At 67.1% G+C, this 24,883-nt stretch carries 24 protein-coding genes; 18 read left to right on the top strand and 6 right to left on the bottom strand.

The features are described from left to right. Window positions 1–11: 11 nt before the first annotated feature. Together GV007_RS00290 and holA are read left to right on the top strand one after the other, a co-directional pair. Entirely contained in the window at window positions 12–326 is a 315-nt protein-coding gene (locus GV007_RS00290) for a hypothetical protein (RefSeq protein ID WP_160070512.1), read from the top strand. 61 nt (window positions 327–387) lie between these two features. Beyond that, window positions 388–1,401, top strand: a complete 1,014-nt coding sequence (holA, locus tag GV007_RS00285; RefSeq protein WP_104298950.1) for a DNA polymerase III subunit delta — start codon at window positions 388–390, stop codon at window positions 1,399–1,401. Window positions 1,402–1,542: 141 nt separating this feature from the next. Here the strand turns inward: holA and GV007_RS00280 are convergent, their stop codons facing one another. From GV007_RS00280 to GV007_RS00270, 3 genes are all read right to left on the bottom strand, one after another. After that, the gene (locus GV007_RS00280) at window positions 1,543–2,133 is read right to left on the bottom strand and encodes a DUF1697 domain-containing protein (protein WP_160070511.1); all 591 of its coding nucleotides are present in this window, start codon (window positions 2,131–2,133) and stop codon (window positions 1,543–1,545) included. Window positions 2,134–2,143: 10 nt separating this feature from the next. Next, window positions 2,144–2,404: a 30S ribosomal protein S20 gene (gene rpsT, locus GV007_RS00275; protein ID WP_068493103.1), complete on the bottom strand. Its 261-nt coding sequence runs from the start codon at window positions 2,402–2,404 to the stop codon at window positions 2,144–2,146. Between the two features lie 114 nt (window positions 2,405–2,518). Then, window positions 2,519–4,132 (bottom strand): ABC-F family ATP-binding cassette domain-containing protein, encoded by a 1,614-nt coding sequence (locus GV007_RS00270; protein ID WP_160070510.1) that lies wholly within the window; start codon window positions 4,130–4,132, stop codon window positions 2,519–2,521. A 109-nt stretch (window positions 4,133–4,241) separates the two neighbouring features. On the opposite strand from GV007_RS00270, the gene lepA reads away from it, so the two are divergent. From lepA to GV007_RS00220, 10 genes are all read left to right on the top strand, one after another. Then, window positions 4,242–6,086, top strand: a complete 1,845-nt coding sequence (gene lepA, locus GV007_RS00265; protein ID WP_160070509.1) for a translation elongation factor 4 — start codon at window positions 4,242–4,244, stop codon at window positions 6,084–6,086. A gap of 55 nt (window positions 6,087–6,141) precedes the next feature. Continuing rightward, complete coding sequence (gene dapA, locus GV007_RS00260; RefSeq protein WP_104240862.1) at window positions 6,142–7,116, top strand: 4-hydroxy-tetrahydrodipicolinate synthase; 975 nt, start codon at window positions 6,142–6,144, stop codon at window positions 7,114–7,116. Between the two features lie 48 nt (window positions 7,117–7,164). Beyond that, the gene (locus tag GV007_RS00255) at window positions 7,165–8,838 is read left to right on the top strand and encodes a ribonuclease J (protein WP_160070508.1); all 1,674 of its coding nucleotides are present in this window, start codon (window positions 7,165–7,167) and stop codon (window positions 8,836–8,838) included. An 85-nt stretch (window positions 8,839–8,923) separates the two neighbouring features. Beyond that, window positions 8,924–11,779, top strand: coding sequence for an FtsK/SpoIIIE family DNA translocase (locus tag GV007_RS00250; RefSeq protein ID WP_160070507.1), 2,856 nt, complete (start codon window positions 8,924–8,926; stop codon window positions 11,777–11,779). Window positions 11,780–11,793: 14 nt separating this feature from the next. Then, the gene (pgsA, locus tag GV007_RS00245; protein ID WP_104240865.1) at window positions 11,794–12,426 is read left to right on the top strand and encodes a CDP-diacylglycerol--glycerol-3-phosphate 3-phosphatidyltransferase; all 633 of its coding nucleotides are present in this window, start codon (window positions 11,794–11,796) and stop codon (window positions 12,424–12,426) included. Then, the gene (locus GV007_RS00240; protein ID WP_160070506.1) at window positions 12,423–12,962 is read left to right on the top strand and encodes a CinA family protein; all 540 of its coding nucleotides are present in this window, start codon (window positions 12,423–12,425) and stop codon (window positions 12,960–12,962) included. Before pgsA ends, GV007_RS00240 begins: the two co-directional genes overlap by 4 nt. Before the next feature lie 169 nt (window positions 12,963–13,131). Continuing rightward, the gene (locus GV007_RS00235) at window positions 13,132–13,443 is read left to right on the top strand and encodes a helix-turn-helix domain-containing protein (protein WP_104240867.1); all 312 of its coding nucleotides are present in this window, start codon (window positions 13,132–13,134) and stop codon (window positions 13,441–13,443) included. A 72-nt stretch (window positions 13,444–13,515) separates the two neighbouring features. Beyond that, the gene (locus tag GV007_RS00230; RefSeq protein WP_104240868.1) at window positions 13,516–13,746 is read left to right on the top strand and encodes a DUF3046 domain-containing protein; all 231 of its coding nucleotides are present in this window, start codon (window positions 13,516–13,518) and stop codon (window positions 13,744–13,746) included. A gap of 258 nt (window positions 13,747–14,004) precedes the next feature. Then, the gene (gene recA / locus GV007_RS00225) at window positions 14,005–15,084 is read left to right on the top strand and encodes a recombinase RecA (protein ID WP_160070505.1); all 1,080 of its coding nucleotides are present in this window, start codon (window positions 14,005–14,007) and stop codon (window positions 15,082–15,084) included. A gap of 206 nt (window positions 15,085–15,290) precedes the next feature. Continuing rightward, window positions 15,291–15,923, top strand: coding sequence for a regulatory protein RecX (locus GV007_RS00220; RefSeq protein ID WP_160070504.1), 633 nt, complete (start codon window positions 15,291–15,293; stop codon window positions 15,921–15,923). Here the strand turns inward: GV007_RS00220 and GV007_RS00215 are convergent. Next, entirely contained in the window at window positions 15,885–16,826 is a 942-nt protein-coding gene (locus GV007_RS00215) for a hypothetical protein (protein WP_160070503.1), read from the bottom strand. The two genes, GV007_RS00220 and GV007_RS00215, sit on opposite strands and share 39 nt — an antisense overlap. Window positions 16,827–16,893: 67 nt before the next feature. On the opposite strand from GV007_RS00215, the gene miaB reads away from it, so the two are divergent. From miaB to dapF, 3 genes are read left to right on the top strand one after another with little or no spacing between them, the layout of a single operon-like run. After that, window positions 16,894–18,417 carry a tRNA (N6-isopentenyl adenosine(37)-C2)-methylthiotransferase MiaB gene (miaB, locus tag GV007_RS00210; RefSeq protein ID WP_160070502.1) on the top strand — a complete coding sequence of 508 codons (1,524 nt, stop codon included), beginning with the start codon at window positions 16,894–16,896 and terminating at the stop codon, window positions 18,415–18,417. A gap of 2 nt (window positions 18,418–18,419) precedes the next feature. Further along, the gene (gene miaA, locus GV007_RS00205; RefSeq protein WP_323741459.1) at window positions 18,420–19,331 is read left to right on the top strand and encodes a tRNA (adenosine(37)-N6)-dimethylallyltransferase MiaA; all 912 of its coding nucleotides are present in this window, start codon (window positions 18,420–18,422) and stop codon (window positions 19,329–19,331) included. Between the two features lie 50 nt (window positions 19,332–19,381). Continuing rightward, window positions 19,382–20,293, top strand: coding sequence for a diaminopimelate epimerase (gene dapF, locus GV007_RS00200; protein ID WP_160070501.1), 912 nt, complete (start codon window positions 19,382–19,384; stop codon window positions 20,291–20,293). Here the strand turns inward: dapF and GV007_RS00195 are convergent. Beyond that, a complete protein-coding gene (locus GV007_RS00195) occupies window positions 20,262–20,873 on the bottom strand; it encodes a class I SAM-dependent methyltransferase (RefSeq protein ID WP_160070500.1) in 612 nt (203 codons plus the stop codon). The two genes, dapF and GV007_RS00195, sit on opposite strands and share 32 nt — an antisense overlap. Window positions 20,874–20,909: 36 nt before the next feature. On the opposite strand from GV007_RS00195, the gene hflX reads away from it, so the two are divergent. Further along, entirely contained in the window at window positions 20,910–22,436 is a 1,527-nt protein-coding gene (gene hflX, locus GV007_RS00190; protein WP_160070499.1) for a GTPase HflX, read from the top strand. Between the two features lie 116 nt (window positions 22,437–22,552). On the opposite strand, the gene lexA is transcribed toward hflX, so the two are convergent. Then, window positions 22,553–23,206, bottom strand: coding sequence for a transcriptional repressor LexA (lexA, locus tag GV007_RS00185; RefSeq protein WP_160070498.1), 654 nt, complete (start codon window positions 23,204–23,206; stop codon window positions 22,553–22,555). Between the two features lie 225 nt (window positions 23,207–23,431). Here lexA and GV007_RS00180 point away from each other — a divergent pair, with 225 nt between their 5' ends. Then, window positions 23,432–23,749, top strand: a complete 318-nt coding sequence (locus GV007_RS00180; protein WP_160070497.1) for a LysM peptidoglycan-binding domain-containing protein — start codon at window positions 23,432–23,434, stop codon at window positions 23,747–23,749. Window positions 23,750–23,794: 45 nt separating this feature from the next. Next, window positions 23,795–24,883, top strand: coding sequence for a histidinol-phosphate transaminase (locus GV007_RS00175; RefSeq protein ID WP_160070496.1), 1,089 nt, complete (start codon window positions 23,795–23,797; stop codon window positions 24,881–24,883).

Here is a 24,883-nt window from a genome sequence, read left to right as displayed (position 1 = left end):
CTCGTCGAAGCATGGTCGTTCTCGTGGGCTGGCTCCTCATCGCCGGTGCTGCAGGTCTCTTCGCCTGGAGTGCCGCCCGGGTCTCGCGCGCGAACGGGAACCGGAAGGTGAAGTTCGGGCCCGTCGGGGCCGCGCCCGGTCTCACGTTCCCGCAGGGGCACTGGTGGCTCCAGTTCGGAGGTTTCGGGGTGGCGTGCGCCGGCATCGCTCAACTGGGATGGGACCCTCGCGTCGACCTGCTCCTGCTGGTGATCGCGGCGGTCGTGGCCGTAGCGCCGTATCCGCTGATCCTCGCCACCCACAACCGACGCGTCGAATCCTCTTAGCGCGGTTCGACAGATCGGGGTCTCGGTCGCACGGCCAGATGCGCGTCGTTACCATTGAGCTATGGCACAGGCGAAGCGGGCGAGCACCCCTAAGAGGGCGATCCCCGTCCTCACCCACCGGGAGGTGCGGCCTGCTGGCATCGTGCTCGTGAGCGGCCCAGAGGACTACTTCGCCGAGACCGCGATCACACGGCTCCGCGACGTGCTCCGGGCAGAGTCACCCGACCTCGAGATCACGGAGATCGAAGCCTCAGGCTACGCGGGCGGGCACCTCACGACCCTCGTCAGCCCATCGCTCTTCTTCGAACCGCGCCTGGTCATCATCCGAGGCGTGCAGCAGTGCACCGACGCCCTCATCGCCGACGTGGTCGCCTACACGAAGATGCCCGTCGAAGGCGCGACGCTCGTGCTCCGGCACGGCGGGGGAGTGCGTGGGAAGAAACTCCTGGATGCCGTGCGGGGCGCGAAGGATGTCGCCGTCGAGATCGACTGCCAGAAGCCCAAGCCGAGCGAGCTCGTCGACGTCGTCGTCGCCGAGGTGCGCAACGCGGGCCGACGCATCGAGCCGCAGGCGGCCTCGCTGCTTGTCGCCGCATTCAACACCGACCTCGCTGAGCTCATCGGCGCTGCCCGCCAGCTGCTGACCGTCACGAGTGACACCATCACCGACGAGCACGTCGACAAGTACTTCGGCGGCCGCGTCGAGACGACCGGATTCAAGATCGCGGACGCCGCACTTGCTGGGCGGGTCCGCGACGCACTGGCGTTGGTGCGCCATGGCTTCTCGACGGGCCTGCACCCGGTGCCGATCGTCTCGGCCGTCGCCTCGAAGCTGCGCATCATGGCGAAGGTGCAGGGACTCAGTGGCTCGGACGCGCAGATCGCCAGCCGCGCCGGCGCGTCGCCCTGGCAGGTCGGCCAGGCCCGCCGCGAGCTCCGCGACTGGGACGACGCATCCCTCGGCCGAGCCATCACGCTGGTTGCCGAGACCGACCACGCCGTCAAGGGGGCGGGGAGAGACCCGCAGTTCGCCGTCGAGCGGATGCTGCGCTGCATCGCACTCCGCGACGTCTGACAGCCGCCGCGCACCCTGGCCAACTTCCGTGATGGATCGGCACCCGTCGGCGAGCAGCGTCACCTGAAGTCCGTCTGATCACGCAAGTTGGTCGCACGGGGTCGGACCGTCGCTGGGAAGCGGGCCTCAGATGCACTGACTCTAGAGCTTGGCCGCGACCCGCAGCACTGTGCCCCAGGTGCGCACTGTGGCCGGCCCGCTCGACGTGTCCGAGCTCTTCGGTCGGCCGAGGCGCTGCAGCACCGGGCTCTCGATCTGCCCGTTCGGACAGGACACGTACAGCTCGCGTCCGCGCGCGACCCACCGATCATCCTTGAGGTCGACGCCGTCGAGCAGCGCCTCGACACGTTCCAGCGGCGGCTCAGCGCAGAACACGACGACGAAGCGGCTCGGGTGGGGATCGAACTGGCGGAACGGATCGTGTTCGACGACCGCCCGCCACTCGTCGGCGTCGCGGACGAGCGTGGGCACGTCGAGGTCGAAGGCGGCCGCGATCTCGGTGCGGAGCCGCGTCTCGAGCTCGGCGTTCGTGACCGCTGTCGGAGCGTCGAGCAGCACGTTGCCTGTCTGCAGGACCGTCGCCAGGTTGGTGTGCCCGGCGGCCTCGAGGGCTTGCTTGAGCTCGGCCATCGGCAGCTTTCGATGCTGGCCGAGGTTGATGCTCTGGAGCAGCGCGATACGACGAATCGACCCCCGCACCTCGGAAGAGGATGCGGGGGTCGATGTCGGCATGACAGGAGGCTTAGAGCGCTGCGACCGTCTTGGCGATCGCCGACTTGCGGTTCGCTGCCTGGTTCTTGTGGATGACGCCCTTGGAGACGGCCTTGTCGAGCTTCTTGGCAGCGAAGGTGAGCGCGAGCTCAGCCTGCTCCTTGTTGCCCTCGGAGACAGCCGAGCGAACGCGACGGATAGCCGTGCGGAGTTCGCTCTTGTAGGCGCGGTTGCGCTCGGTCGCCTTGCGGTTGGTGCCGATGCGCTTGATCTGCGACTTGATATTTGCCACGTTGCTTCTTTCTTACAGGAAGGTGTACTGGAACGGTGCCGCACGGAAGAGGGCCGTGCCGCCAATCCGCGCCGAGTGGGCGACGCGTAAGCCAAACAGAAACTCTACCAGGCTTCAGGCGACGTCGGTACCTGAATCGGCGATGGTGATCTCGAGCTCGGCCGGAGCGTCCGTTTTCGTGCCGAACACGACGGTCCCAGTGGCGACCTTGTCGATGAAGAAACGATCGTGGCTGACGACGATGACGGCGCCGGGGAAGTGCACGAGCGCGCGCTCCATGACCTGCGTGCTCGGCAGGTCGAGGTGGTTCGTCGGCTCGTCGAGCACCAGCACGGATGCGCCCGACAGCAGGCACTGCGCCATCGCGACTCGCGCCCGCTGTCCACCCGAGAGGGTGCCGATGCGGGACTTCAGCTCGGCCTCGCTGAAGCGGAACATGCTGAGGAATCGGGCGACGGACTTCTTCGTCGCACGCAGCGCGATGCTGTCCGGCATTGCGTTCACCGAGTGCGACACGGTGTCGGACTCGTCGAGCTCGGCGAGCACCTGGTTGTACGAGACGACCTTCACGCCGTTCGGCCAGTCGACCCGGCCGACGTCGCCGGACTCCTCGCCCGTGAGGACGCGCAGGAGCGTCGACTTGCCGCTGCCGTTGGGTCCGATGACGGCGATGCGGTCGCCGCGGTGCACCTCGAAGGTCACGTCGTCGAACAGGGTCCGGTCGCCGTAGCTCTTGCCGAGGCCCGAGACGCGGGCGAGCACGTCCTTGACGTGCAGGGAGCCGTAGATCTCGGTCACGATCTCGTCGACGGGCCGGGGTGCTCGCTTCTTCTTGATGCTCGAGAGGCGCTTCCCGAGCCCCTTGCTGCCGGCCTTCGCCGCCTCGCGGCGATCGGAGATGCCCTCCGCCTCGAAGGCGAGCAGCTCGGCCTCGTGGACGAACTGCGCCTGCAGGGTCTTGAGCCGGAACTGCTTCTGGATCACGTACTCGCCGAAGTCGCCCGGGTACTCGTGCAGGTGCAGGTTCTCGACCTCGAGGATGCGCGTGACCACCGCATCCAGGAACGTGCGGTCGTGCGACACGATGATCGCGGCGCCGCGGAACGAGCGGAACCAGGTCTCGAGCCACTCGACGCCGGCGACGTCGAGGAAGTTGGTGGGCTCGTCGAGGAGCAGCACGTCGGGCTGTTCGAGCAGGAGCTTGGCAAGCGCCGCGCGGTTGCGCCAGCCGCCGGAGAGCTTCTCGATGGGGCTCGTGCGGTGGGCCTCGTTGAAGCCGAGCTTCGTGAGGGCGGTGTCGATGTGGCGCTTGTAGTCCCAGCCGTCCGCGCGGTCCATCTCCTCGAAGAGCTCGGATTGGCGCAGGATGAGCCGGTCGAGCGTGTCGGCGGCTGGCTCGGCGGCGATGGCGGCATCGATCTCGGCGAGCTCCGCCTCCATGTCGTGGACATGCGAGAACAGGGTCTCCAGCGTCTCGAGGATCGTCGACGAGCCGTCCAGCTCGGAGAACTGCGAGAAGTAGCCGATGCGCACGCCGTCATCGATCGAGACGGTGCCCGTGTCGGGGGAGACCTGCTCGAGGATGAGCTTCAGCAGCGTCGACTTCCCTGAGCCGTTCTGGCCGATGAGCCCGACTCGATCCCCTCGGTCGAGGGTGAGGAAGATCTCCTTGAGCACGGGGGAGGGGCCGAAGCCGACCTCGACGTCGTTGAGGCGGATGAGACTCATGCGGTGGTGCCTTCCTGGGCCGTTCTCTGGCGGTGCGCACGCTGGTTGCGCGCTGAAGCGCCGGGCGATGAGCGCTGGGTGCGCGGCTCATGGGAGAATAGGCGACACCATGTCACCACGCGCCTCCACTCCGCTCGAGCCGGCTCAGACCGACCCCGCCCGGATCCGCAATTTCTGCATCATCGCTCACATCGACCACGGCAAGTCCACCCTGGCCGACAGGATGCTGCAGCTCACGGGCTCTGTCGACGACCGCGCCATGCGTGCACAGTACCTCGACCGGATGGACATCGAGCGGGAGCGTGGCATCACGATCAAGAGCCAGGCGGTCCGCATGCCGTGGGCCGTCGAGGGTGACACGTTCGCGCTCAACATGATCGACACGCCCGGCCACGTCGACTTCTCCTACGAGGTCTCTCGCTCGCTCGCGGCGTGCGAGGGAGCCATCCTGCTGGTGGATGCGGCGCAGGGCATCGAGGCCCAGACGCTCGCGAACCTGTACCTGGCGATGGAGAACGACCTCGAGATCATCCCGGTCCTGAACAAGATCGACCTGCCTGCCGCCGACCCCGATCGCTTCGCGGCGGAGATCGCGAACCTCATCGGCGGCGACCCCGACGACGTGCTGCGTGTGAGCGGCAAGACCGGCATGGGGGTCGGGGAGCTGCTCGACCGTGTCGTCGAGCGCATCCCGGCACCGGTCGGTGTTGCGGATGCCCCCGCTCGCGCGATGATCTTCGACTCGGTCTACGACGCCTACCGCGGCGTTGTCACGTATGTCCGCGTCGTCGACGGCGAGCTCAAGGCTCGCGACAAGATCAAGATGATGTCGACCGGTTCCACGCACGAGATGCTCGAGATCGGCGTCTCGTCGCCGGAGCCCACCGTGGCCAAGGGGCTCGGCGTCGGTGAGGTCGGCTACCTCATCACAGGTGTGAAGGACGTGCGTCTCTCGAAGGTGGGCGACACCGTGACGGGCAGCACGCGTCCATCCGACGACCCGCTCCCGGGCTACACGGAGCCGAAGCCCATGGTCTTCTCCGGCCTGTACCCGATCGACGCTGGCGACTACCCCGAGCTCCGCGAGGCGCTGGACAAGCTCAAGCTCTCGGATGCTGCGCTCAACTACGAGCCTGAGACGTCGGTGGCGCTCGGCTTCGGGTTCCGCGTCGGCTTCCTCGGCCTGCTCCACCTGGAGATCGTCACCGAGCGCCTCATGCGCGAGTTCGATCTCGACCTCATCACGACCGCGCCATCGGTCGTCTACGAGGTCAAGACGGAGGACAAGCAGCTCCACACCGTCACGAACCCCAGCGAGTACCCCGAGGGCAAGATCCTCGAGGTTCGCGAGCCGATGATGCGCGCCGCGATCCTCGCCCCGAAGGACTACGTCGGCAAGATCATGGAGCTGTGCGAAGGCAAGCGCGGAGCGCTCATCAGCATGGACTACCTGAGCGAGGAGCGCGTCGAGCTGCGCTACTCGATGCCGCTCGGCGAGATCGTGTTCGATTTCTTCGACCAGCTGAAGAGCCGGACGCAGGGGTACGCGTCCCTCGACTACGAGCCCATGGGAGACCAGGTCGCCGACCTCGTGAAGGTCGACATCCTGCTGCAGGGCGAGCGCGTCGACGCGTTCAGCGCCGTCATCCACAAGGACAAGGCCTACGCCTACGGGCTGCTGATGACCGAGCGCCTTCGGAAGCTCATCCCGCGCCAGCAGTTCGAGGTGCCCATCCAGGCCGCCATCGGCGCCCGCATCATCGCCCGCGAGACGATCCGCGCCATCCGCAAGGACGTGCTCGCGAAGTGCTACGGCGGCGATATCTCCCGCAAGCGCAAGCTGCTGGAGAAGCAGAAGGCCGGCAAGAAGCGCATGAAGATGGTCGGACGCGTGGAAGTGCCGCAGGAAGCCTTCATCGCGGCGCTGAGCGGCGACGTGGAGAAGAAGAAATAGCAAGCTCGACAACAAGACCCAGTCTTTACCTAGTGGAAGTAGCCTGAGAGACGTGATGGAACAGGACAACCCTTTCGGCCAGGTGCTCGTTGCACTCGTGACTCCGATGACGCACGACGGCGAAGTCGATTGGGCGGGCGTCGAGAAGCACATCGACGACGTCATCTCGGCCGGCGCTGACGGCATCGTCGTCACCGGCACGACCGGTGAGACGTCGACGCTCACCGACGCCGAGAAGCTCAAGCTCGTCGTCGTGGGCAAAGAGGTCTCGGCCGGGCGCGCGAAGATCATCACAGGTGGACCGTCAAACGAGACGGCGCACGCCATCCAGCTCGCGAAGCAGTCAGCGGATGCCGGCGCCGACGGCGTCATGGCCGTCACCCCGTACTACAACAAGCCGACGCAGGCTGGCGTGCTCACGCACTTCCGCATGATCGCGGACGCGACCGACCTGCCGCTCATCCTCTATGACATCCCGGGCCGCACGGGCATCCCGATCACCTACGAGACGATCCTGCGCCTCGCCAAGCACCCGAACATCATCGCGGTCAAGGACGCGAAGGGCGACCTCGCGCAGGTGTCCCGCGTTCTCAACCAGACCGAGCTGCTCTACTTCTCGGGAGACGACGCCAACACGCTCCCGCTGCTCTCGATCGGCGCGACGGGCCTCATCGGCGTGACCGCGAACATCGCGTCGCAGCCCTACCGCATGATGGTCGACGCGGTCAACGCGGGCGACCTCCGCACGGCGACAGATGCGCACCAGCGCCTCGAGCCGCTCGTGCGGGCCACCATGACCCACGTTCCGGGCACCGTGGCGACCAAGTACATCCTGCACGGCCTCGGCCGCATCCAGTCCCCCCGCGTCCGGTTGCCGCTCGTCGGCCCGGAGGAGTGGGAAGCCGCCCTCATCGAGGACGAGCTGGACCTGGTTCGCGACGTCGAAGGCGCGAGCTTCACGAACTTCCGGCCTGACCGCAACGCGGCCGCGGGTGGTGCGCTCCCGCGCATCCCAGGCACAACCCGCTGATTCGACCCTCACCTCACCAGCGGCAACGCTGACTTCCCAAAGGCTCATATGACAAAGACCGAACACCTTCCCAAGCTCGCACCAGGCTCGATGCGGATCATCCCGCTCGGCGGTCTGGGCGAAGTCGGCCGCAACATGGCGACGTTCGAGATCGACGGCAAGATCCTCATCGTCGACTGCGGCGTGCTCTTCCCAGAAGAGACCCAGCCAGGCGTCGACCTGATCCTGCCCGACTTCGACTCGATCCGCGCTCGACTGGACGACGTCGTCGGCATCGTGCTGACCCACGGCCACGAGGACCACATCGGAGCGGTGCCGTACATCCTCCGACTCAAGCCGGACATCCCGCTCATCGGCTCCACGCTGACGCTCGCCCTCGTCGAAGCGAAGCTCAAGGAGCACCGCATCAAGCCATACACGCTCACGGTCGCCGAAGGGCAGATCGAGGAGATGGGGCCGTTCACGCTCGAGTTCGTGGCCGTCAACCACTCCATCCCGGATGCGCTCGCCGTGCACATCACGACGGACGCCGGTACGGTGCTCCACACGGGCGACTTCAAGATGGACCAGCTGCCGCTCGACGGTCGCCTCACGGATCTTCGCGCCTTCGCTCGCCTCGGCGAGGAGGGTATCGACCTCTTCATGGCCGACTCCACCAACGCCGAGGTCCCGGGCTTCACGCCGACTGAGCGCAACATCGGCCCGGTCATCGAGGACGTCATCTCGCGGACCAAGGGCAAGGTCGTCGTCGCGAGCTTCTCGAGCCACGTCCACCGCGTGCAGCAGGTCATCGACGCCGCGGCGGCCAACGGTCGCCGCGTCGCGCTCATGGGCCGCTCCATGGTGCGCAACATGGGCATCGCATCCGAGCTCGGCTACCTCAACGTGCCGCAGGGCGTGCTCATCGACCACAAGAAGGCGCTCAAGCTGCCCGACGACCAGATCGTCTTCATGTCGACGGGGTCGCAGGGCGAGCCCATGGCCGTCCTCAGCCGCATCGCGTCCAAGACGCACGCCATCGAGGTGGGGGAGGACGACACCGTCATCCTCGCCTCGAGCCTCATCCCCGGCAATGAGAACTCGGTGTTCCGCGTCATCAACGCGCTCATCAAGCTCGGCGCGAACGTGGTGCACAAGGCGAACGCGAACGTGCACGTGTCCGGTCACGCCGCGGCAGGCGAGCTGCTCTACTGCTACAACATCCTGCAGCCGCGTCAGGTCCTGCCCGTGCACGGCGAGATCCGACACCTCGTCGCAAACGCCGAGATCGCGAAGAAGTCCGGCATCGCGGATGAGAACGTGCTCGTCGTCGAGAACGGCGCCGTCATCGACATGCGGGACGGTGTCGCACGCCAGGTCGCGCAGCTCGACATCGGCTTCATCTACGTCGACGGATCCACGGTCGGCACGATCACCGACGCGGATCTCAAGGACCGCCGCATCCTCGCTGAAGAGGGGTTCATCTCCATCTTCACCGTCGTCGAGGCGGCCACCGGCAACATCCTCGTCGGTCCGGAGATCCATGCACGCGGGTTCGCACCGGATGAGGCTGTCTTCGACGACATCATCCCGGGCATCCAGAAGGCGCTCAAGGAGGCCGTCGAGGCGGGCAACTCGAACTCCTACCAGCTCTCGCAGGTCGTGCGACGCACGATCGGCCGCTGGGTCAACACGAAGCACCGCCGTCACCCGATGATCATCCCGGTGGTCATCGAGGCCTGACCTCACGCCCCGAGAGTCGCCGATCTCGGCGGCTCTCGGGGCGTCATCCTCGATCCTGTCGGTGGCCGAAGGTACCTTGGGCACCATGGCCACAACTCCGTCCAACACCAAGCGAACCCCCGCGCCCAAGAAGCGGGCGAGCGCGGCAGCCGCGAAGGCGCCGGCGGAGACCGAGAAGCCGGGCATCGCGACCCGCGCCTGGATGGCCGCCGCGAACGTCGCCGGCCAGACCGCTCGGGCGCTCGGGCCCGAGACGCTCGAGAAGGACCAGCGGCGCGACGGATTCCCGTTCCTGCTCTTCCTGCTCGCGGTCATCGGCGGTGTGGTCGTCTGGTTCTTCCCCGGGAACGGCGTCGCCACGGCCCTGAACGACTTCACCTTCGGCGGGCTCTTCGGCCGCGTCTCCTACGCGCTGCCCGTCGTGCTCGCGTTCTTCGCGCTCTGGCTCTTCCGGCATCCGTCCTCCGTGAGCGACAACGGGCGCATCGGCGTCGGCCTCTTCCTCGGGCTCGTCTCGAGCTCCGCGATCTGCCACGTGCTCGCGGACAGCCCTGACCCCGTCAACGGCATGCCGGCGCTCGCACTGGGCGGCGGAGTCTTCGGCTGGCTCCTCGGCGGCACCCTCGGTGTTGTCATCACGCCGATCGGCGCGGCCATCGTCGCAGGTCTCCTCGTCCTGCTCTCCGTCTTCATCATCACGAAGACACCGCCACACAAGGTCGTCGTCAGGCTTCGCGAGCTGTGGGCCTGGATGTTCGGCATCGACGAGGAGTCCGCAGCCCACGCCCGCTCGGCGAAGGCCGGCAAGGCGGCGTCCGGCGATGACGAGAGCCTGCTCGGCGGGGAGGACCGCGCTCGCTCGGCCGAGTCGGACCGCCTCCCGTGGTGGCGACGCAACGACTCCGGCCGCGAAGAGGACGTCGACTACGAGGAGCAGCCGTACGACACCGCCGTCGCCGACACGAAGAAGCACGAGCACCACCGCATCGACCCGGAGGCGACGACGACCGTCCTGCGTGGTCTCACCTCCGAAGACCCGGACAACGCGGTCACCGGACCGCAGCCGACTGCGGTCCTCTCCGGAGTGCGGATGGATGACGCCACCGATGTCATCGACGTCGCCGAGCCCACGCTCTTCTCGGCCACGGGTATCCAGGACGACTCGACGCCGACCGACCCGGACGAGTTTGCCGACCTCTTCGGGCCGCCCGCGCCTGCGTCGCCCGCCACGGCGGCGCCGGCAGCCGCGACGCCAGAGCCTTCGGCCTCGGCTGAGGATGGCGCCGAGCAGTGGGATTCCCGCGACGCGGGTGCCCCGGGCCAGGCGTACAGCCTCCCGGTGCAGTCGATGCTCTCGCGCGGTGCGCCGGCACTCGCGCGCACCGAGGCCAACGACCTCATCGTCGAGGCGCTCAACTCGACGTTCGCGCAGTTCAAGGTCGATGCGAAGGTCACCGGCTTCTCGCGCGGTCCGACCGTCACGCGCTACGAGGTCGAGGTGGCCCCCGGCGTCAAGGTCGAGCGCGTCACGCAGCTCTCCAACAACATCGCCTACGCGGTCAAGAGCAATCAGGTGCGCATCCTGTCGCCGATTCCCGGAAAGAGCGCCATCGGAGTGGAGATCCCGAACTCCGACCGCGAGGTGGTCTCGCTCGGAGACGTCCTGCAGTCCCCGGAGTCGATCGCAGCGCGCCACCCCATGACGATCGGCGTCGGCAAGGACGTCGAGGGCGGCTTCGTGCTCGCGAACCTCGCCAAGATGCCGCACCTCCTCGTGGCGGGTGCCACCGGGGCTGGAAAGTCGAGCTTCGTCAACTCCATGATCGTGTCGCTGCTGATGCGCGCGACGCCGGCAGAAGTGCGAATGGTCCTCGTCGACCCGAAGCGCGTCGAGCTCACGCCGTATAGCGGCGTCCCGCACCTCATCACCCCCATCATCACGAACCCCAAGAAGGCGGCGGAAGCGCTGCAGTGGGTCGTGAAGGAGATGGAGATGCGCTACGACGACCTCGAGAGCTTCGGCTACCGCCACGTCGACGACTTCAACGCGGCTATCCGCTCGGGCGGCATCGTGCTCCCCGAGGGCTCGAAGCGGAAGCTCAAGCCGTACCCCTACCTGCTCGTGGTGGTCGACGAGCTCGCCGAGCTGATGATGGTCGCCCCGCGCGACGTCGAGGACTCGATCGTCCGCATCACCCAGCTCGCGCGTGCCGCCGGAATCCACCTCGTACTCGCGACGCAGCGCCCCAGCGTCGATGTCGTCACGGGTCTCATCAAGGCGAACGTGCCGAGCCGTCTCGCGTTCGCGGTGACCAGCTCCACCGACTCGCGCGTCATCCTCGACCAGGTCGGCGCGGAGTCGCTCATCGGCCAGGGCGACGCCCTGTTCCTTCCGTCGGGAGCCAACAAGGCCGCCCGCGTGCAGGGTGCCTGGGTCAACGACAAAGAGATCATGGAGATCGTGGCGCACGTCAAGCGCCAGGCGCAGCCCGAGTATCGAGCCGACGTCGCGCAGGTCGTGGAGAAGAAGGAGATCGATGCCGACATCGGCGACGATCTCGAGCTCCTGCTCGCGGCAGCCGAACTGGTCGTGAACTCGCAGTTCGGCTCGACCTCGATGCTGCAGCGCAAGCTGCGCGTTGGATTCGCGAAGGCCGGCAGGCTCATGGACCTCATGGAATCGCGCGAGATCGTCGGTCCTTCCGAGGGTTCAAAGGCTCGAGATGTTCTCGTCACCGCCGAGGAGCTCCCCGGTGTGCTCGCGCGCATCCGCGGGCAGGACCCGGCGGCAGGCGCTCCGGCAGCGAGTTCGGCGTCGATGGCCGAGCAGGATGGCATGGCTGCGTCGTTCGACGCCGTCGCGGCCCAATACGATGGGCTGGAAGAAGTCGACGCCGAGAGCGGCGACGACGACGCCTGGAGTCTGACAGGGCGCGACTAGCGAGAGGCACAACGATGACCGGCCGAATACTCCGCGGGGGCGATGGACCGGTGAGCAACTGGTGCGTGCCGAACCTCATCACCATCGCGCGCATCCTGCTCGTGCCGGTCTTCGTCTGGTTCCTCCTCCTCGACGAATCGAGCGATGGCCCCTGGCGTTGGGCGGCCGCGGTGCTCTTCATCGTCGCGATCGCCACCGACAGCCTCGACGGTCACATCGCGCGCAGCAGGAACCTCATCACGGATCTTGGCAAGCTGCTCGACCCCATCGCAGACAAGGCGCTCACCGGCACGGCACTTGTCATGCTGTCGGTGCTCGGAGAGCTCCCGTGGTGGGTGACGATCATCATCCTCGTGCGCGAGCTCGGCATCACCTTCTGGCGTCTCGCCGTCGCCAAGAAGCGCGTCCTCCCGGCGGGACGCGGAGGGAAGCTCAAGACCCTGGTCCAGGCCATCGCCATCTCGCTCGCCCTGCTCCCGCTCTGGGTCGTGTTCGGGGACTGGGTGCACTGGGTCAACGGGATCCTCATGTCCGCGGCGTTCATCCTCACCGTGTGGTCTGGTCTCGACTACCTGTGGGAGGCCTACCGGCCCCAGAAGAAGAAGGCGCCCGAGTTGCGGGCCGATGACGGGAGCACCCTGCGATGACCGGCGGAATCACACCAGCACTCCCGCAGACGGTTGAGCTGGGGCGTGTCCTCCTCGAGGCCGGCCTCAGCATCGGCGTCGCCGAGTCCCTCACCGGCGGGGCGCTCGTCGCCGAGCTCGTGAAGATCCCTGGGATCTCGGCGTCGCTGGCGGGCGGAATCGTCGCGTATCGCACCGAGCTCAAGCATTCGCTGCTCGGCGTCGACGAGGACCTGCTCGCGGAGCGGGGCCCGGTTGATCCTGACGTCGCTGCGGCTATGGCGCTCGGCGCTCGAACAGCGCTCGCAGCGGGTCGCGCCGATCGCCTCGACATCGGGCTGTCGACGACGGGGGTCGCTGGTCCGCAGTCGCAGGCCGGGCGGGCGCCCGGCATCGTCTTCGTGGGCATCTCCTCGCTCTTCGGCGATCGGGTGATCGACCTCGATTTCTCCTCGCTCGTTCGACTCGACGACCCCGAGGGTAGTCGGCAGCGCGTGCGTGGGGCGACGGTCGAGGCTGCTGTTCACAACGTGCTCGAAATGCTCGTGGAACACTGACGAGGTATCGTGATCGAAGCCACGCGAAGGTTGAGTCGCATCGCCTCAACATTCGGCTTTCTTTCAGGAATACCATCGAGGTTTGCTTGGTTGTTCTCAGCGTGACGAAGTCTCCACGAAGTCTCGTAAGTTACAGTTCTTGGCACACGGCAGTAAGGAGGACCCCGCTATGGTCCTAGCGCGTCAAGAGATCGGTGAAGTCCTGCGCGATGTGCGCCTGCGCAAGGGGCACACGCTCCGGCAGGTCGCGGGTCGCGCCTCGGTTGCACTCGGGTACCTGAGTGAGGTCGAGCGCGGGCAGAAGGAAGCCTCGAGCGAGATCCTCGCTTCAGTGGCGGAAGCCCTCGAGACCCCCCTCTCAACCATCTACCGCGAGGTGGGCGACCGTCTGGCCGTCCATGAGCGCTTCGAGACGAGCATCCCGGACACGGTTCCGGACGACCTGCTGCTCGGAATGCGCAAGCCGCTCGTCACTCGTTAGCGAGACGGCTTCGAAGGTACGTCCGACGGCGTCGCAGCATCTGCTGCGACGCCGTCGGCGTAGGCTGAGGGGATGCGCAAGAGCGAGTTCGACAGGGCCGTGGTCGATGAGTTCGGCGAAGCCTACGGGCGTTCGCTGATGCGAGACCTCGTGTTGGGGGCTCTCGGCGATCGCACTGCGAAGCAGGCCCTCGATGATGGCGTCGAGCCGCGTGCGATCTGGCTTGCGCTCTGCATCGACACCGGTGTTCCCGAGGGCAGGCGGCACGGAGTCGGCACGATTGATCCTGACCGTCGAGGTTGATCTTCGGCCCAGGCAGCTCCTTCTCGGATCCGACACGCCTGCGGAATGTTCGAAGTCGTGTTCTAAGCGCGTAGGGTGTTCCTGTCGGACTCCTCGGAGACTTGTCCACAGTTGCAGGGTCTCGATCACCGAATGTCGGTGGTCGCCTCTACCGTGAAATTCGAGTAGCCAAGGAACCCGATCCGCCTTGTCGTCAGCGCTCTCCATCAGCGCGCGACAGCCGAGAGGCGACCGCCACATCCCGAGAGGATCACCACCATGCCAAACCCAGCAGACCGCGAAAAGGCGCTTGACGCCGCACTCGCTCAGATCGACCGCCAGTTCGGCAAGGGGTCGGTCATGCGCCTCGGAAGCGACGAGCGCGCACCCGTCGAGACCATTCCGACCGGTTCCGTCGCGCTCGACGTCGCCCTCGGCATCGGGGGACTCCCTCGCGGACGCATCGTCGAGATCTACGGTCCCGAGTCCTCGGGTAAGACGACCCTCACGCTGCACGCCATCGCGAACGCGCAGCGAGCAGGCGGCATCGCGGCATTCATCGACGCCGAGCACGCCCTCGACCCCGAGTACGCGAAGAAGCTCGGCGTCGACATCGACGCCCTCCTCGTCGCTCAGCCGGACACCGGAGAGCAGGCGCTCGAGATCACCGACATGCTGATCCGCTCGGGCTCGGTCGACCTGGTTGTCATCGACTCCGTCGCGGCACTCGTGCCGAAGGCCGAGATCGAGGGCGAGATGGGCGACAGCCACGTCGGCCTGCAGGCACGCCTCATGTCCCAGGCACTCCGCAAGCTGACGGGTGGCCTCAGCCAGACCAAGACCACAGCCATCTTCATCAACCAGCTGCGTGAGAAGATCGGTGTCTTCTTCGGCAGCCCCGAGACGACGGCCGGTGGCAAGGCGCTGAAGTTCTACGCCTCGGTCCGCCTCGACATCCGTCGTATCGAGACCCTCAAGGACGGCACGGAAGCCGTCGGAAACCGCACGCGAGTCAAGGTCGTCAAGAACAAGATGGCGCCGCCCTTCAAGCAGGCAGAGTTCGACATCCTCTACGGCGTCGGAATCTCTCGCGAGGGCTCACTCATCGACTTCGGTGTCGAGCACGGCCTGGTGCGCAAGTCCGGTGCTTGGTACACCTACGAGGGTGACCAGCTCGGCCAGGGCAAGGAGAACGCTCGCAACTTCCTCATCCAGCACCCGGAGATCGCCGAAGAGATCGAGCGCAAGATCCTGGCGAAGCTCGGCGTCGGGCAGCCCGCCGACGCTCCTGCTGAGGCAGTCGAGGCACCACTCGCGCCCGTTGCCGACGCGAAGGTCGCTCAGCGGCGCGGCGCATGACTGACGACCTCGCCCCGGTGACGCCTCTCTTCGGGGCGTCACCGGAGGGGCGCAAACATGCTCCCGATGCCGCTGAAGCTCCGGCTGAAGCACGATCTTCGGCGCCGGAGCTCCCGGCGTCGGGCGTGCACGCCGCAGCGGAGAGCGCTCCAAGACTCGTTTCCATCCCTGGCGGGCAAGGCGATACACAGGCTTTCACGGCCGTCGTGCCCGCTGGGATGGACTCGGAAGCTCGAGAGCGGCTCACCGCGGAGGCGCAGGAGACGCTCGTGCGGGCCCTTGCCCGCAGCGACAGGTCCACGGAGGAGGCGCGACGCCTCCTCCGGGCTTGGCGTGGTGAAGATCCCAAGGGCGCGCATGCTCCGGAGGACGGCACCGAAGAAGCGGCCGAGTTCGAAGAGTCCCTTCGCCTCGACGACGACGAGATCGAGCAGGTCATCGAACGGTGCACGGAACTCGGCTACCTCGACGACCTGCGGCTGGCCGAGCTGCTTGTCCACAAGGCGCGAGACAAGAAGCACTCCGGCATCCAGGGAGTCGAGCGTGCGCTCCGAGAGCGCTTCATCTCGGCCGAGGCCATGGCGGACGCGCTCGCCGAGGTCGACCGTGACGACGAGCTCGAACGGGCTCGCGACCTCGCCGCCGACCGGCTTCGACGTGTCAAGGGCCTGGAGCCCGACGTCGCGATCCGGCGCATCGCCGGTTTCCTGTCTCGACGTGGCTATTCCGCTGGTGTCGCCTTCAACGCGGCACGCGACGTCGTGCAGGGCGGACCGAGGGCAGGCAGGTCTTCGAGCGGTTCAGCCGGCGTGTTCTTCGGCGCCGCGCCCGTCGAGTAGCGCCAGCGCCACTCGCTGGCCCTCGGCGTCGCGCGTCACCTCGAGGCGGACAAGCGCCTCCTCGAGGGCTCGGCGGGCGGCAGCCGGGGCGCCGGCACGGTCATGCGCTTCCGCGAGCACAAACCCGACTCGGCCAGCGGCACGCAGATCACGTTCCGCCTCGAGCGCAGAGATCGCCGCCATAGCTTGAGCCGTCGCCCCTGCCGGGTCTCCGTCACGCAACGAGGCGCGCGCTCGCCGCACCAGAACGATCGCCGCCTCCTGCTCGTGCTCGGCAACCGGCGCAAGATGCACTGCAGCGATCTGCAGGCCAGCATCGAACCCGGCGAAAACCGCGGCACCCGACGGAAACGAGACGGACGACAGCGCCAGGAGCACCTCACTCCGACCAGCGAACGCCACAGCAACCGCCGCTTCCGAGCTCGCGGCCGCGGCTGGGGCCACAACCTCGTCGACCCAGCGATCCCACGCGAAGTCGCTCTGCCGGTACTGGTCGCGCAGCCCCGCGTCGCACACGATCAGCAGACCGTGACGGGGCTCGACCACCGGAACCTCGCCCTGTAGCTCTCCAGGCAGCGAATGCCAGTACGCCTCCTCGCGAGGAGCATCGCGCCAGCGCTCGGGCTCGTCGTTCGTCGAGATCGTGAGTGCCTCCACTCGGGAGGCCCCAGACGCATCCGACACCACCGTCGTCGTCGCAGCCAGCGGGCCTCCGCTCGTCCGGAGGACCAGGCCATCGACACCGTTCTCGCCGCCAGCGGGACCTACGTACAGAGCCCCGCTCGGGGCCGAGATCGCAGCGACCCGCGCACCATGAGCCTCCACGGGGCCGGCATCGGTCTGCAGCAGACCTCGCTGAAGAGCAAGAGAAGTCGCCGGCGTGACGCCGTCATCTGAGGTCATGGCTCGCATCCCGCCAGCGTAGCGGTGGGAATGGCCAGGCGTGAAGCGAACGTAGAATTGACGGATCATGAGCGAGACAGCCACATCCATCGCGTCATCCCCGGCAGCACTCAAGCCAGACGGTACTCCGAGGAGCTACGAGGTGCGCACACTGGGCTGCCAGATGAACGTTCACGACTCCGAGCGCATGTCCGGATCCCTCCGTGCGGCAGGCTACGTCGAAGCCGACGGCGCCGACCCGGACATCGTCGTGATCAACACCTGTGCAGTTCGAGAGAACGCCGACAACCGCCTCTACGGCAACCTCGGCCAGCTCGCCGCGATCAAGCGCGAGCACGAGGGCATGCAGATCGCCGTCGGCGGATGTCTCGCGCAGAAGGACCGCGGGACGATCCTCGAGAAGGCCCCATGGGTCGACGTCGTGTTCGGCACGCACAACATGGGTGCGCTCCCGAGCCTCCTCGAGCGAGCCCGGCACAACGAGGAAGCACAGCTCGAGATCCTCGAATCCCTCGACGTGTTCCCCTCCACACTTCCCACGAAGCGTGACTCGACCTACTCAGGGTGGGTCTCGATCTCCGTCGGCTGCAACAACACCTGCACGTTCTGCATCGTCCCATCTCTCCGGGGCAAGGAGAAGGACCGCAGGCCAGGCGACGTCCTGAACGAGATCCAGGCGCTCGTCGACGACGGCGCCGTCGAAGTCACCCTCCTCGGGCAGAACGTCAACTCGTACGGAGTCGAATTCGGCGACCGGCAGGCGTTCAGCAAGCTCCTCCGCGCCGCTGGCAACATCGATGGGCTCGAGCGTGTGCGCTTCACCAGCCCGCACCCGGCGGCATTCACGCAGGACGTCATCGACGCCATGGCCGAGACGCCCAACGTGATGCCCCAGCTGCACATGCCGTTGCAATCGGGCTCCGACCGCATCTTGAAGGCCATGAGGCGCTCCTATCGGAGCGCCAAGTTCCTCGGCATCCTCGACAGCGTCCGCGAGCAGATGCCTCACGCAGCGATAACGACGGACATCATCGTCGGCTTCCCCGGCGAGACCGAGGAGGACTTCGCCGAGACGATGCGAGTCGTCGAGGCGTCCAGGTTCGCGAGCGCCTTCACCTTCCAGTACTCGATCCGGCCAGGAACACCGGCCGCGACGATGCCCGAGCAGGTGCCGAAGGCCGTCGTGCAGGAGCGCTACGAGCGACTCATGAAGCTGCAGGACCGCATCAGCCGGGAAGAGAACGAGAAGCTGATCGGCAGCGTCCAGCGCATCCTGGTCAGCGCAGCAGAAGGCAAGAAGGACGACGAGACGCACCGCATGTCGGGACGCTCGGAGGACAACCGTCTCGTGCACTTCTCCCTCCCGGACGGCTCAGAACGTCCACGACCCGGTGATGTCGTCACCACCGAGATCACGGGAGCGGCGTCGTTCCACCTCGTCGCAGATGCCACGTCGAGCCGCCTCGACGTCCGTCGCACGAGGGCGGGGGACGCCTGGGACCGCTCGCTTGCCGAGAGCTGCGCAGTCCCCGCGCCGGCTGGGGCAGCCCCTCGCGTCTCGCTCGGACTCCCGACGATCCGGCGCGCCTGAGCGTGTTCATCGCCATCGGGGGAGCGACCGGCACGGGGAAATCGCAGCTGTCGCTGGACATCGCCGCTCGCCTGCGCGCGTCAGGGCGCGGAGCTCAGGTCATCAACGCCGACGCCATGCAGCTCTATCGGGGCATGGACGTCGGAACCGCCAAGCTCGCCCCAGAAGACCGTGAGGGGGTGCCGCATCACCTGCTCGACGTGCTCGATGTCACGGAAGACGCGAGTGTCGCCTGGTATCAAGAGCGGGCTCGAGGGCTGATCGAGGAGATCGAGGCCGAGGGAGATGTGCCCATCCTCGTCGGGGGCTCTGGGCTCTACGTCGCGGCCGTGTGCTTCGACCTCCGCTTTCCAGGGACCGACCCTGCCGTGCGAGCCGAACTCGAGGCGGAGCTGCAGCTCGAAGGTCCCGGTCCGCTCTTCGCGCGGCTCCGTGCGCTCGACCCCCAGGCCGCGGCCACCATCGACGCGCGCAACGGACGGCGCCTGGTGCGGGCGCTCGAGGTGATCGAGGTCACGGGGGAGCCGTTCAGTGCTCAGCTGCCGGACCAGGAAGCCAGGTGGCGGGACGTGACGTTCGCCGTCGTCGAAGAGCACCGGGAGGTGCTCACCCCCAGGCTCGACGCCCGCGTCGAGCGCATGTGGGAGTCGGGGCTGCTGGAGGAGACGCAAGCACTTGCCGAGGCCGGGCTGGAACATGGCGGCACCGCCAAACGCGCGATCGGGTACCAGCAGGCACTCGCGGAGCTCCGGGGTGAGATGAGCCGTGCCGACGCGATCGCGGAGGCGCAGCTCCTGACGCGGAAGTACGCCAGGCGCCAGGTCTCCTGGTTCCGACGCTACGAGAGCGCGGTCCGCGCCCAGAGCGGTGAGGGGTTTGCAGCGCAGCGCATCCTCCAGGCTGCCGGACTCTGATCGGGCGTCACGGCGCACGCGGGGATCGAGAGTTCCGTAGCATTGGACCCATGACACAACTCGCGTTCACCAAGGCGCAGGCCACCGGCAACGACTTCGTCCTCGTCTCCGACCCGGACGGCGAGCTGGACCTCGGGCCTCAGCGCGTGGCGCGGCTGTGCGATCGCAATTTCGGTGTCGGCGCAGACGGCCTCATCCGGGCGGTCCGCTCGCGGAATCTCGCGGAAGGCCGCGAACTGCAGGCAGCCCACCCTCTGGCCGAGTGGTTCATGGACTACCGCAACGGCGACGGATCGATCGCAGAGATGTGCGGCAACGGGGTGCGCGCGTTCGCGCGCTTCCTCACGGAAGCCGGGCTGGTGACCCTTGAGGCGGGTGAGCGCCTGGAGATCGGCACGCGTGCCGGTCTGCGGGTCGTCGAGCGAGACGGCACGGGCTTCAAGGTCGACATGGGGCCATGGCGCCTCGAAGGTGGCGAGCCGCTCGTCACCGTCCCGCACATCGGCGTCTCACGCCCGGGTCTCGGGATCGACGTCGGCAACCCGCACGTCGTCGTCGCGCTCTCGAGCGAGGAGGAACTCGACCGGCTCGAGCTCTTCCACGCACCGCTCATCGATCCAGCCCCTGAGCTGGGAGCCAACGTCGAGTTCGTCGTGCCCCACGACCAGCTGGTGCAGGACGGCGTCGGGCACATCCGGATGCGCGTGCACGAGCGGGGCGTCGGCGAGACCCTCTCCTGCGGCACCGGGGCCGTCGCATCAGCACTGGCGGTTCGCTACTGGGCTGGCGCTGGCGCGCCGGATGCCTGGTCGGTCGGTGTGCCGGGTGGCGTGCTGCAGGTGACGGTCGCAACGCTCGAGGGCGTCGAGCACGTCTTCCTGTCGGGGCCGGCCGAGATCGCCTTCACGGGCAGCGTCGAGGACGAGCTCGCTAGCGAACTCGCCTCACCCGCAGCACTCTGAAACCCGCGTCCGTCGAGTGCCGCTCGACGAACAGCTCGGGCCCGAACTGCGCCGCGATCCAGGACTGCAGCGAGTCGCCGCCGAGCTTTTTGGCGACGACGAGCCACGCCTCTCCTTCGGCGCTGAGGCGCGGCAGCCACACGGAGAGCAGCTCGTGCAGGGCGTCCTTGCCGATTCGGATGGGCGGGTTCGACCAGATGAGGTCGAAGGTCGTGTCCTCGGGGACATCCTCGGGGCGCGTCGGCGTGATGTTCTCGAGTCCGAGCGCCTGCGCATTCTCACCGGTGAGCAGTAGCGCCCGTTCGTTGACGTCGACGGCCCGCACGTCCAATTCGGGCGACTCGAGTGCGAGGGCGAGGGCGATCGGTCCCCAGCCGCACCCGAGGTCCAGGGCCGTTCCGGTCGAGGGAGGCGGGGGCGCTGCGTGCAGGAGGGCCTGGGTGCCGCGGTCCACGTGCTCAGGGCTGAAGGTGCCGCCTGCCGTGATGACAGTCACCGTTCGGCCCCGGAGGTTGGCGACGACGCGTCGCCGTTCCAGAGGCCCGTCAGGGGTTGCTGAGAAGTAATGCTGAGCGGTCACCCCTAGACGCTAGCACCGGCGTAGAATAGTACGAATATGCGAGATTCTGAGACTCCTCCAGGCGAAAGCAACGACGCGATCGACCGAATCCTCCGAGCCGCGAAGGAACCGGGCGCCACGATGACCCTGTTCTCCTCCGGTAGAGCGCAGGCGCTGCAGGACGGCGCCAGCACGAGCTACGACGGCGAGGCCGACGGCGACCAGCTCGAACGCGAAGCCAGGCAGTCGCTGCGACGAGTCGAGAGCCTGCGAACGGAACTCGAGGACGTCACCGAGGTCGAGTACCGCAAGGTGCGCCTCGAGCGTGTCGTGCTCGTGGGCGTCTACCGCAGGAACTCCCTCGAGGAGGCCGAGAACTCGATGCAGGAGCTGGCCGCACTCGCAGAGACCGCGGGAGCCGTCGTCCTCGACGGCGTGCTGCAGCGTCGACCGAACCCCGACCCCGCCACGTACCTCGGCCGAGGCAAGGTCGCTGAGCTCAAGGAGATCGTCGCGGCGCTCGAAGCCGACACGGTGGTCGCCGACACCGAGCTCGCGCCCAGCCAGCGTCGCGCGCTCGAAGACGAGATCAAGGTGAAGGTCATCGACCGCACCGCGGTGATCCTCGACATCTTCTCCCAGCACGCCAAGAGCCGCGAGGGCAAGGCGCAGGTTGAGCTGGCGCAGATGGAGTACATGCTCCCGCGTCTCCGCGGCTGGGGTGAGTCGATGTCTCGGCAGGCCGGTGGTCAGGTCGGCTCTGGCGGCGCCGGCATGGGGTCAAGAGGCCCTGGAGAGACCAAGATCGAGCTCGACCGTCGGCGCATCCGCACGAAGATGGCCAAGCTTCGCCACCAGATCGCCGACATGAAGGATTCGCGTGACGTCAAGCGCGCGACCCGACAGCGCAACCAGGTTCCGGCGGTCGCGATCGTGGGGTACACGAACGCGGGCAAGTCGAGCCTCCTCAATCGCATCACGCATGCGGGCGTCCTGGTCGAGAACGTCCTCTTCGCCACCCTCGACGCGACGGTGCGCAAGGCAGCGACCGAGGACGGCCGTCCCTACACGATCGCCGACACGGTGGGCTTCGTGCGCAACCTGCCCCACCAGCTGGTCGAAGCCTTCCGCTCGACGCTCGAGGAGCTGCAGGCAGCCGATGTCATCGTGCATGCCGTCGACGCCTCGCACCCGGATCCCGCCGCGCAGCTTGCCACGGTGCGAGACGTCATCGGCGAAGTCGAAGCCCACGATGTTCCCGAGATCGTGGTCTTCACGAAGGCCGACCTGGTCGACAGCGATCGACGCCTCGAGCTCCAGGGGCTCGCCTCCGACGGCATCTTCGTCTCCGCGCACACGGGTGAGGGCATCGACCTGCTGCTCGGGCGCATCGCCGAGCTCCTGCCCACTCCCGAGGTGACCATCGACGTTCTCGTTCCCTTCGAGCGCGGCGATCTCGTCTCGTACCTGCACGAACGAGGCGCCGTGCTCGAGCTCGAGCATGTGGAGAGCGGCACGCGGCTCAAGGCCCGGGTCCACCCCGACCAGCTCGGACTGTTCGAGGCGTTCGCGGTCGCTGGCTGACACACACCCTTCAGCCTCCTGAGGGACACAGATACAGAAGAGCGGCGAGCCCATAGGGCTCGCCGCTCTTCTGTATCTGCTGACGTGTGTACCTGCGTCGGGGCTGCCCGCCGTCCTCAGATGGAGCGAAGGACAGCGACGACCTTGCCGAGGATCTCGGACTCGTCGCCGAGGATCGGCTCGAAGTCGCTGTTGCGGGGGAGCAGCCAGATGTGGCCGTCGCGCTTGCGGAAGGTCTTGACCGTGGCTTCTCCGTCGAGCATCGCGGCGACGATGTCGCCGTTCTCGGCAGTGCGCTGCGACCGCACGACGACCCAGTCGCCGTCGCAGATGGCGGCGTCGATCATCGACTCGCCAACGACACGGAGAAGGAAGAGCTCTCCCTTGCCGACGATCTGACGGGGGAGCGCGAAGACGTCTTCGACCTGCTGCTCCGCCGTGATCGGGATGCCGGCTGCGATCCTGCCGACCACCGGGACGAACGCGGCCTCCGGCGTCTCGTTGGAATCGCCATCGTCGGTGTGGTCGAAGTGCACCAGCACCTCGAGGGCGCGGGGCATGCCCGGATTGCGCTTGATGTAGCCGAACTTCTCAAGCTGGCCGAGCTGGTGGGTGACGCTCGACAGGGAGACGAGGCCGACTTCGTCGCCGATCTCTCGCATGCTCGGCGGGTACCCGCGCGTGCGCACCGACTCCATGATGCAGGTCAGGATGCGCTCCTGCTTCTCGGTCAGTTTTCTGTAGATGTCGCTCGCTGGCTTCTTGGCCATGTCGTCTCCGTCCGCTCTCCGACACGGAATGTCGGTGGCAGGTGATGCACTGCCTGATAGCGCCAACCCTACCGAGAGTGCACGCAGGTACGAAACATTTCTTCGAGTGTTGTGGATGAAAGTTCGAGAGATTCGAACTGTAAGCCTTGACTTGGCACTTTGTTCGTAGCTATATTCAGTACATACATTCGACCACTCGAAGATGTGGACGAATCAGGAGGAATCATGAACACCACTGCCGTTGCACCACTCCGCCTCACCGTCCGAGGCCGTCGTGTCCTGCTCGCCATCGCCGCGCTGCCCGTCGCCGCAGCCATCGCCCTTGGGGCCACGCACATGAACTCCGCGGCGGCCTCGAGCGACGCCGCAGACGTCGAATTCGAGTACGTCACCGTCGGTGCTGGCGACACGCTTTGGGGCATCGCCGAGGAAGTCGCGGGCGATTCCGATATCCGCGATGTCATCGTTGAGATCTCCAAGCTCAACGCCCTCGAGAACGGCACGGTTCAGGCCGGGCAGCGCCTCGCGCTTCCACTCGACTGAGGCCACAACCCATCCGAGCCGCAGACCGCGTCGTAGGCTTGTGCGGTGACCTCGTTCGAAGACCTGCCCATCCGTGATGACCTCCGCGGACTCACCCCTTACGGAGCACCGCAGCAGCCAGTGCGCGTTGCCATCAACGTCAACGAGAATCCACATCCGGTGCCCGAGGTTGTGGCCAGGCGAATCATCGAGGCGATCGCCCGGGAGCTTCCGGGGCTCAATCGCTACCCGGACCGCGAGTTCACGGCGCTGCGCGAGCAGCTGAGCGTCTATCTGGGCCGGGGTATCGGTCCCGAGCAGGTGTGGGCAGCCAATGGCTCGAACGAGATCATGCAGCAGCTGCTGCAGGTCTTCGGTGGCCCCGGGCGCAGCGTGCTCAGCTTCACGCCGAGCTATTCCATGTACCCGCTTCTCGCCAGGGGCGTGGGCTCCAAATGGATCCCGGTGCCACGTGCCGACGGCTTCGCGCTGACGGCTGACCTTGTCACCGAGGCGCTTCGGCGAGAGCGGCCCGACATCACCATCATCTGCACGCCGAACAACCCCACTGGCACCGTCACCGATCTCGACGTGATCGCAGCTGCCTACGACGCGACCGATGGCATCCTGATCGTCGATGAGGCCTACGCCGAGTTCCTCCCTGATGGTCAGGAGACCGCGCTCTCCCTCCTCCCTGGTCGCGAGCGGCTCGTGGTCTCGAGGACCATGAGCAAGGCGTTCGCCTTCGCTGGCGCCCGCGTCGGGTACTTCGCGGCTCACGAGGCCGTCGTCGACGCCGTGCGACTCGTCCGACTGCCGTACCACCTCTCCGCGATCACCCAAGCAGCCGCTACTGCAGCGCTCGAGTGCTCGGAGATCATGCTCCAGCAGGTCGACGCCATCCGCGAGCAGCGCGACCGCCTGCTGGTGGAGCTGCCCCGCCTTGGCTACACGCCGTGGGAGTCTGGCGCGAACTTCGTGCTGTTCGGCGACGTCGCGGATCCCGCGGGCACGTTCCAGCAGCTCCTCGACCGCGACATCCTGGTGAGGGACGTCGGCATCCCGAACACGCTTCGGGTGACCGCCGGGACCCGCGCGGAGACGAGCGCGTTGCTGGCCGCGCTCGCCGAGATCACCGACGCAGGGAAGGCCTAG

Source organism: Pseudoclavibacter sp. 8L, assembly GCF_902506465.1.
Lineage (GTDB): Bacteria > Actinomycetota > Actinomycetes > Actinomycetales > Microbacteriaceae > Pseudoclavibacter.
This window is presented reverse-complemented; position numbering and strand designations above follow the sequence as displayed.

Coding starts and splice junctions, on each gene's coding strand:
- lepA (WP_160070509.1), top strand. CDS start 4,242: ATGTCACCACGCGCCTCCACTCCGCTCGAGCCGGCTCAGACCGACCCC.
- dapA (WP_104240862.1), top strand. CDS start 6,142: ATGGAACAGGACAACCCTTTCGGCCAGGTGCTCGTTGCACTCGTGACT.
- GV007_RS00290 (WP_160070512.1), top strand. CDS start 12: ATGGTCGTTCTCGTGGGCTGGCTCCTCATCGCCGGTGCTGCAGGTCTC.
- GV007_RS00270 (WP_160070510.1), bottom strand. CDS start 4,132: ATGAGTCTCATCCGCCTCAACGACGTCGAGGTCGGCTTCGGCCCCTCC.
- recA (WP_160070505.1), top strand. CDS start 14,005: ATGCCAAACCCAGCAGACCGCGAAAAGGCGCTTGACGCCGCACTCGCT.
- GV007_RS00180 (WP_160070497.1), top strand. CDS start 23,432: ATGAACACCACTGCCGTTGCACCACTCCGCCTCACCGTCCGAGGCCGT.
- GV007_RS00280 (WP_160070511.1), bottom strand. CDS start 2,133: ATGCCGACATCGACCCCCGCATCCTCTTCCGAGGTGCGGGGGTCGATT.
- hflX (WP_160070499.1), top strand. CDS start 20,910: ATGCGAGATTCTGAGACTCCTCCAGGCGAAAGCAACGACGCGATCGAC.
- pgsA (WP_104240865.1), top strand. CDS start 11,794: ATGACCGGCCGAATACTCCGCGGGGGCGATGGACCGGTGAGCAACTGG.
- GV007_RS00215 (WP_160070503.1), bottom strand. CDS start 16,826: ATGACCTCAGATGACGGCGTCACGCCGGCGACTTCTCTTGCTCTTCAG.
- dapF (WP_160070501.1), top strand. CDS start 19,382: ATGACACAACTCGCGTTCACCAAGGCGCAGGCCACCGGCAACGACTTC.
- GV007_RS00240 (WP_160070506.1), top strand. CDS start 12,423: ATGACCGGCGGAATCACACCAGCACTCCCGCAGACGGTTGAGCTGGGG.
- miaB (WP_160070502.1), top strand. CDS start 16,894: ATGAGCGAGACAGCCACATCCATCGCGTCATCCCCGGCAGCACTCAAG.
- GV007_RS00230 (WP_104240868.1), top strand. CDS start 13,516: ATGCGCAAGAGCGAGTTCGACAGGGCCGTGGTCGATGAGTTCGGCGAA.
- lexA (WP_160070498.1), bottom strand. CDS start 23,206: ATGGCCAAGAAGCCAGCGAGCGACATCTACAGAAAACTGACCGAGAAG.
- GV007_RS00255 (WP_160070508.1), top strand. CDS start 7,165: ATGACAAAGACCGAACACCTTCCCAAGCTCGCACCAGGCTCGATGCGG.
- holA (WP_104298950.1), top strand. CDS start 388: ATGGCACAGGCGAAGCGGGCGAGCACCCCTAAGAGGGCGATCCCCGTC.
- GV007_RS00235 (WP_104240867.1), top strand. CDS start 13,132: ATGGTCCTAGCGCGTCAAGAGATCGGTGAAGTCCTGCGCGATGTGCGC.
- GV007_RS00250 (WP_160070507.1), top strand. CDS start 8,924: ATGGCCACAACTCCGTCCAACACCAAGCGAACCCCCGCGCCCAAGAAG.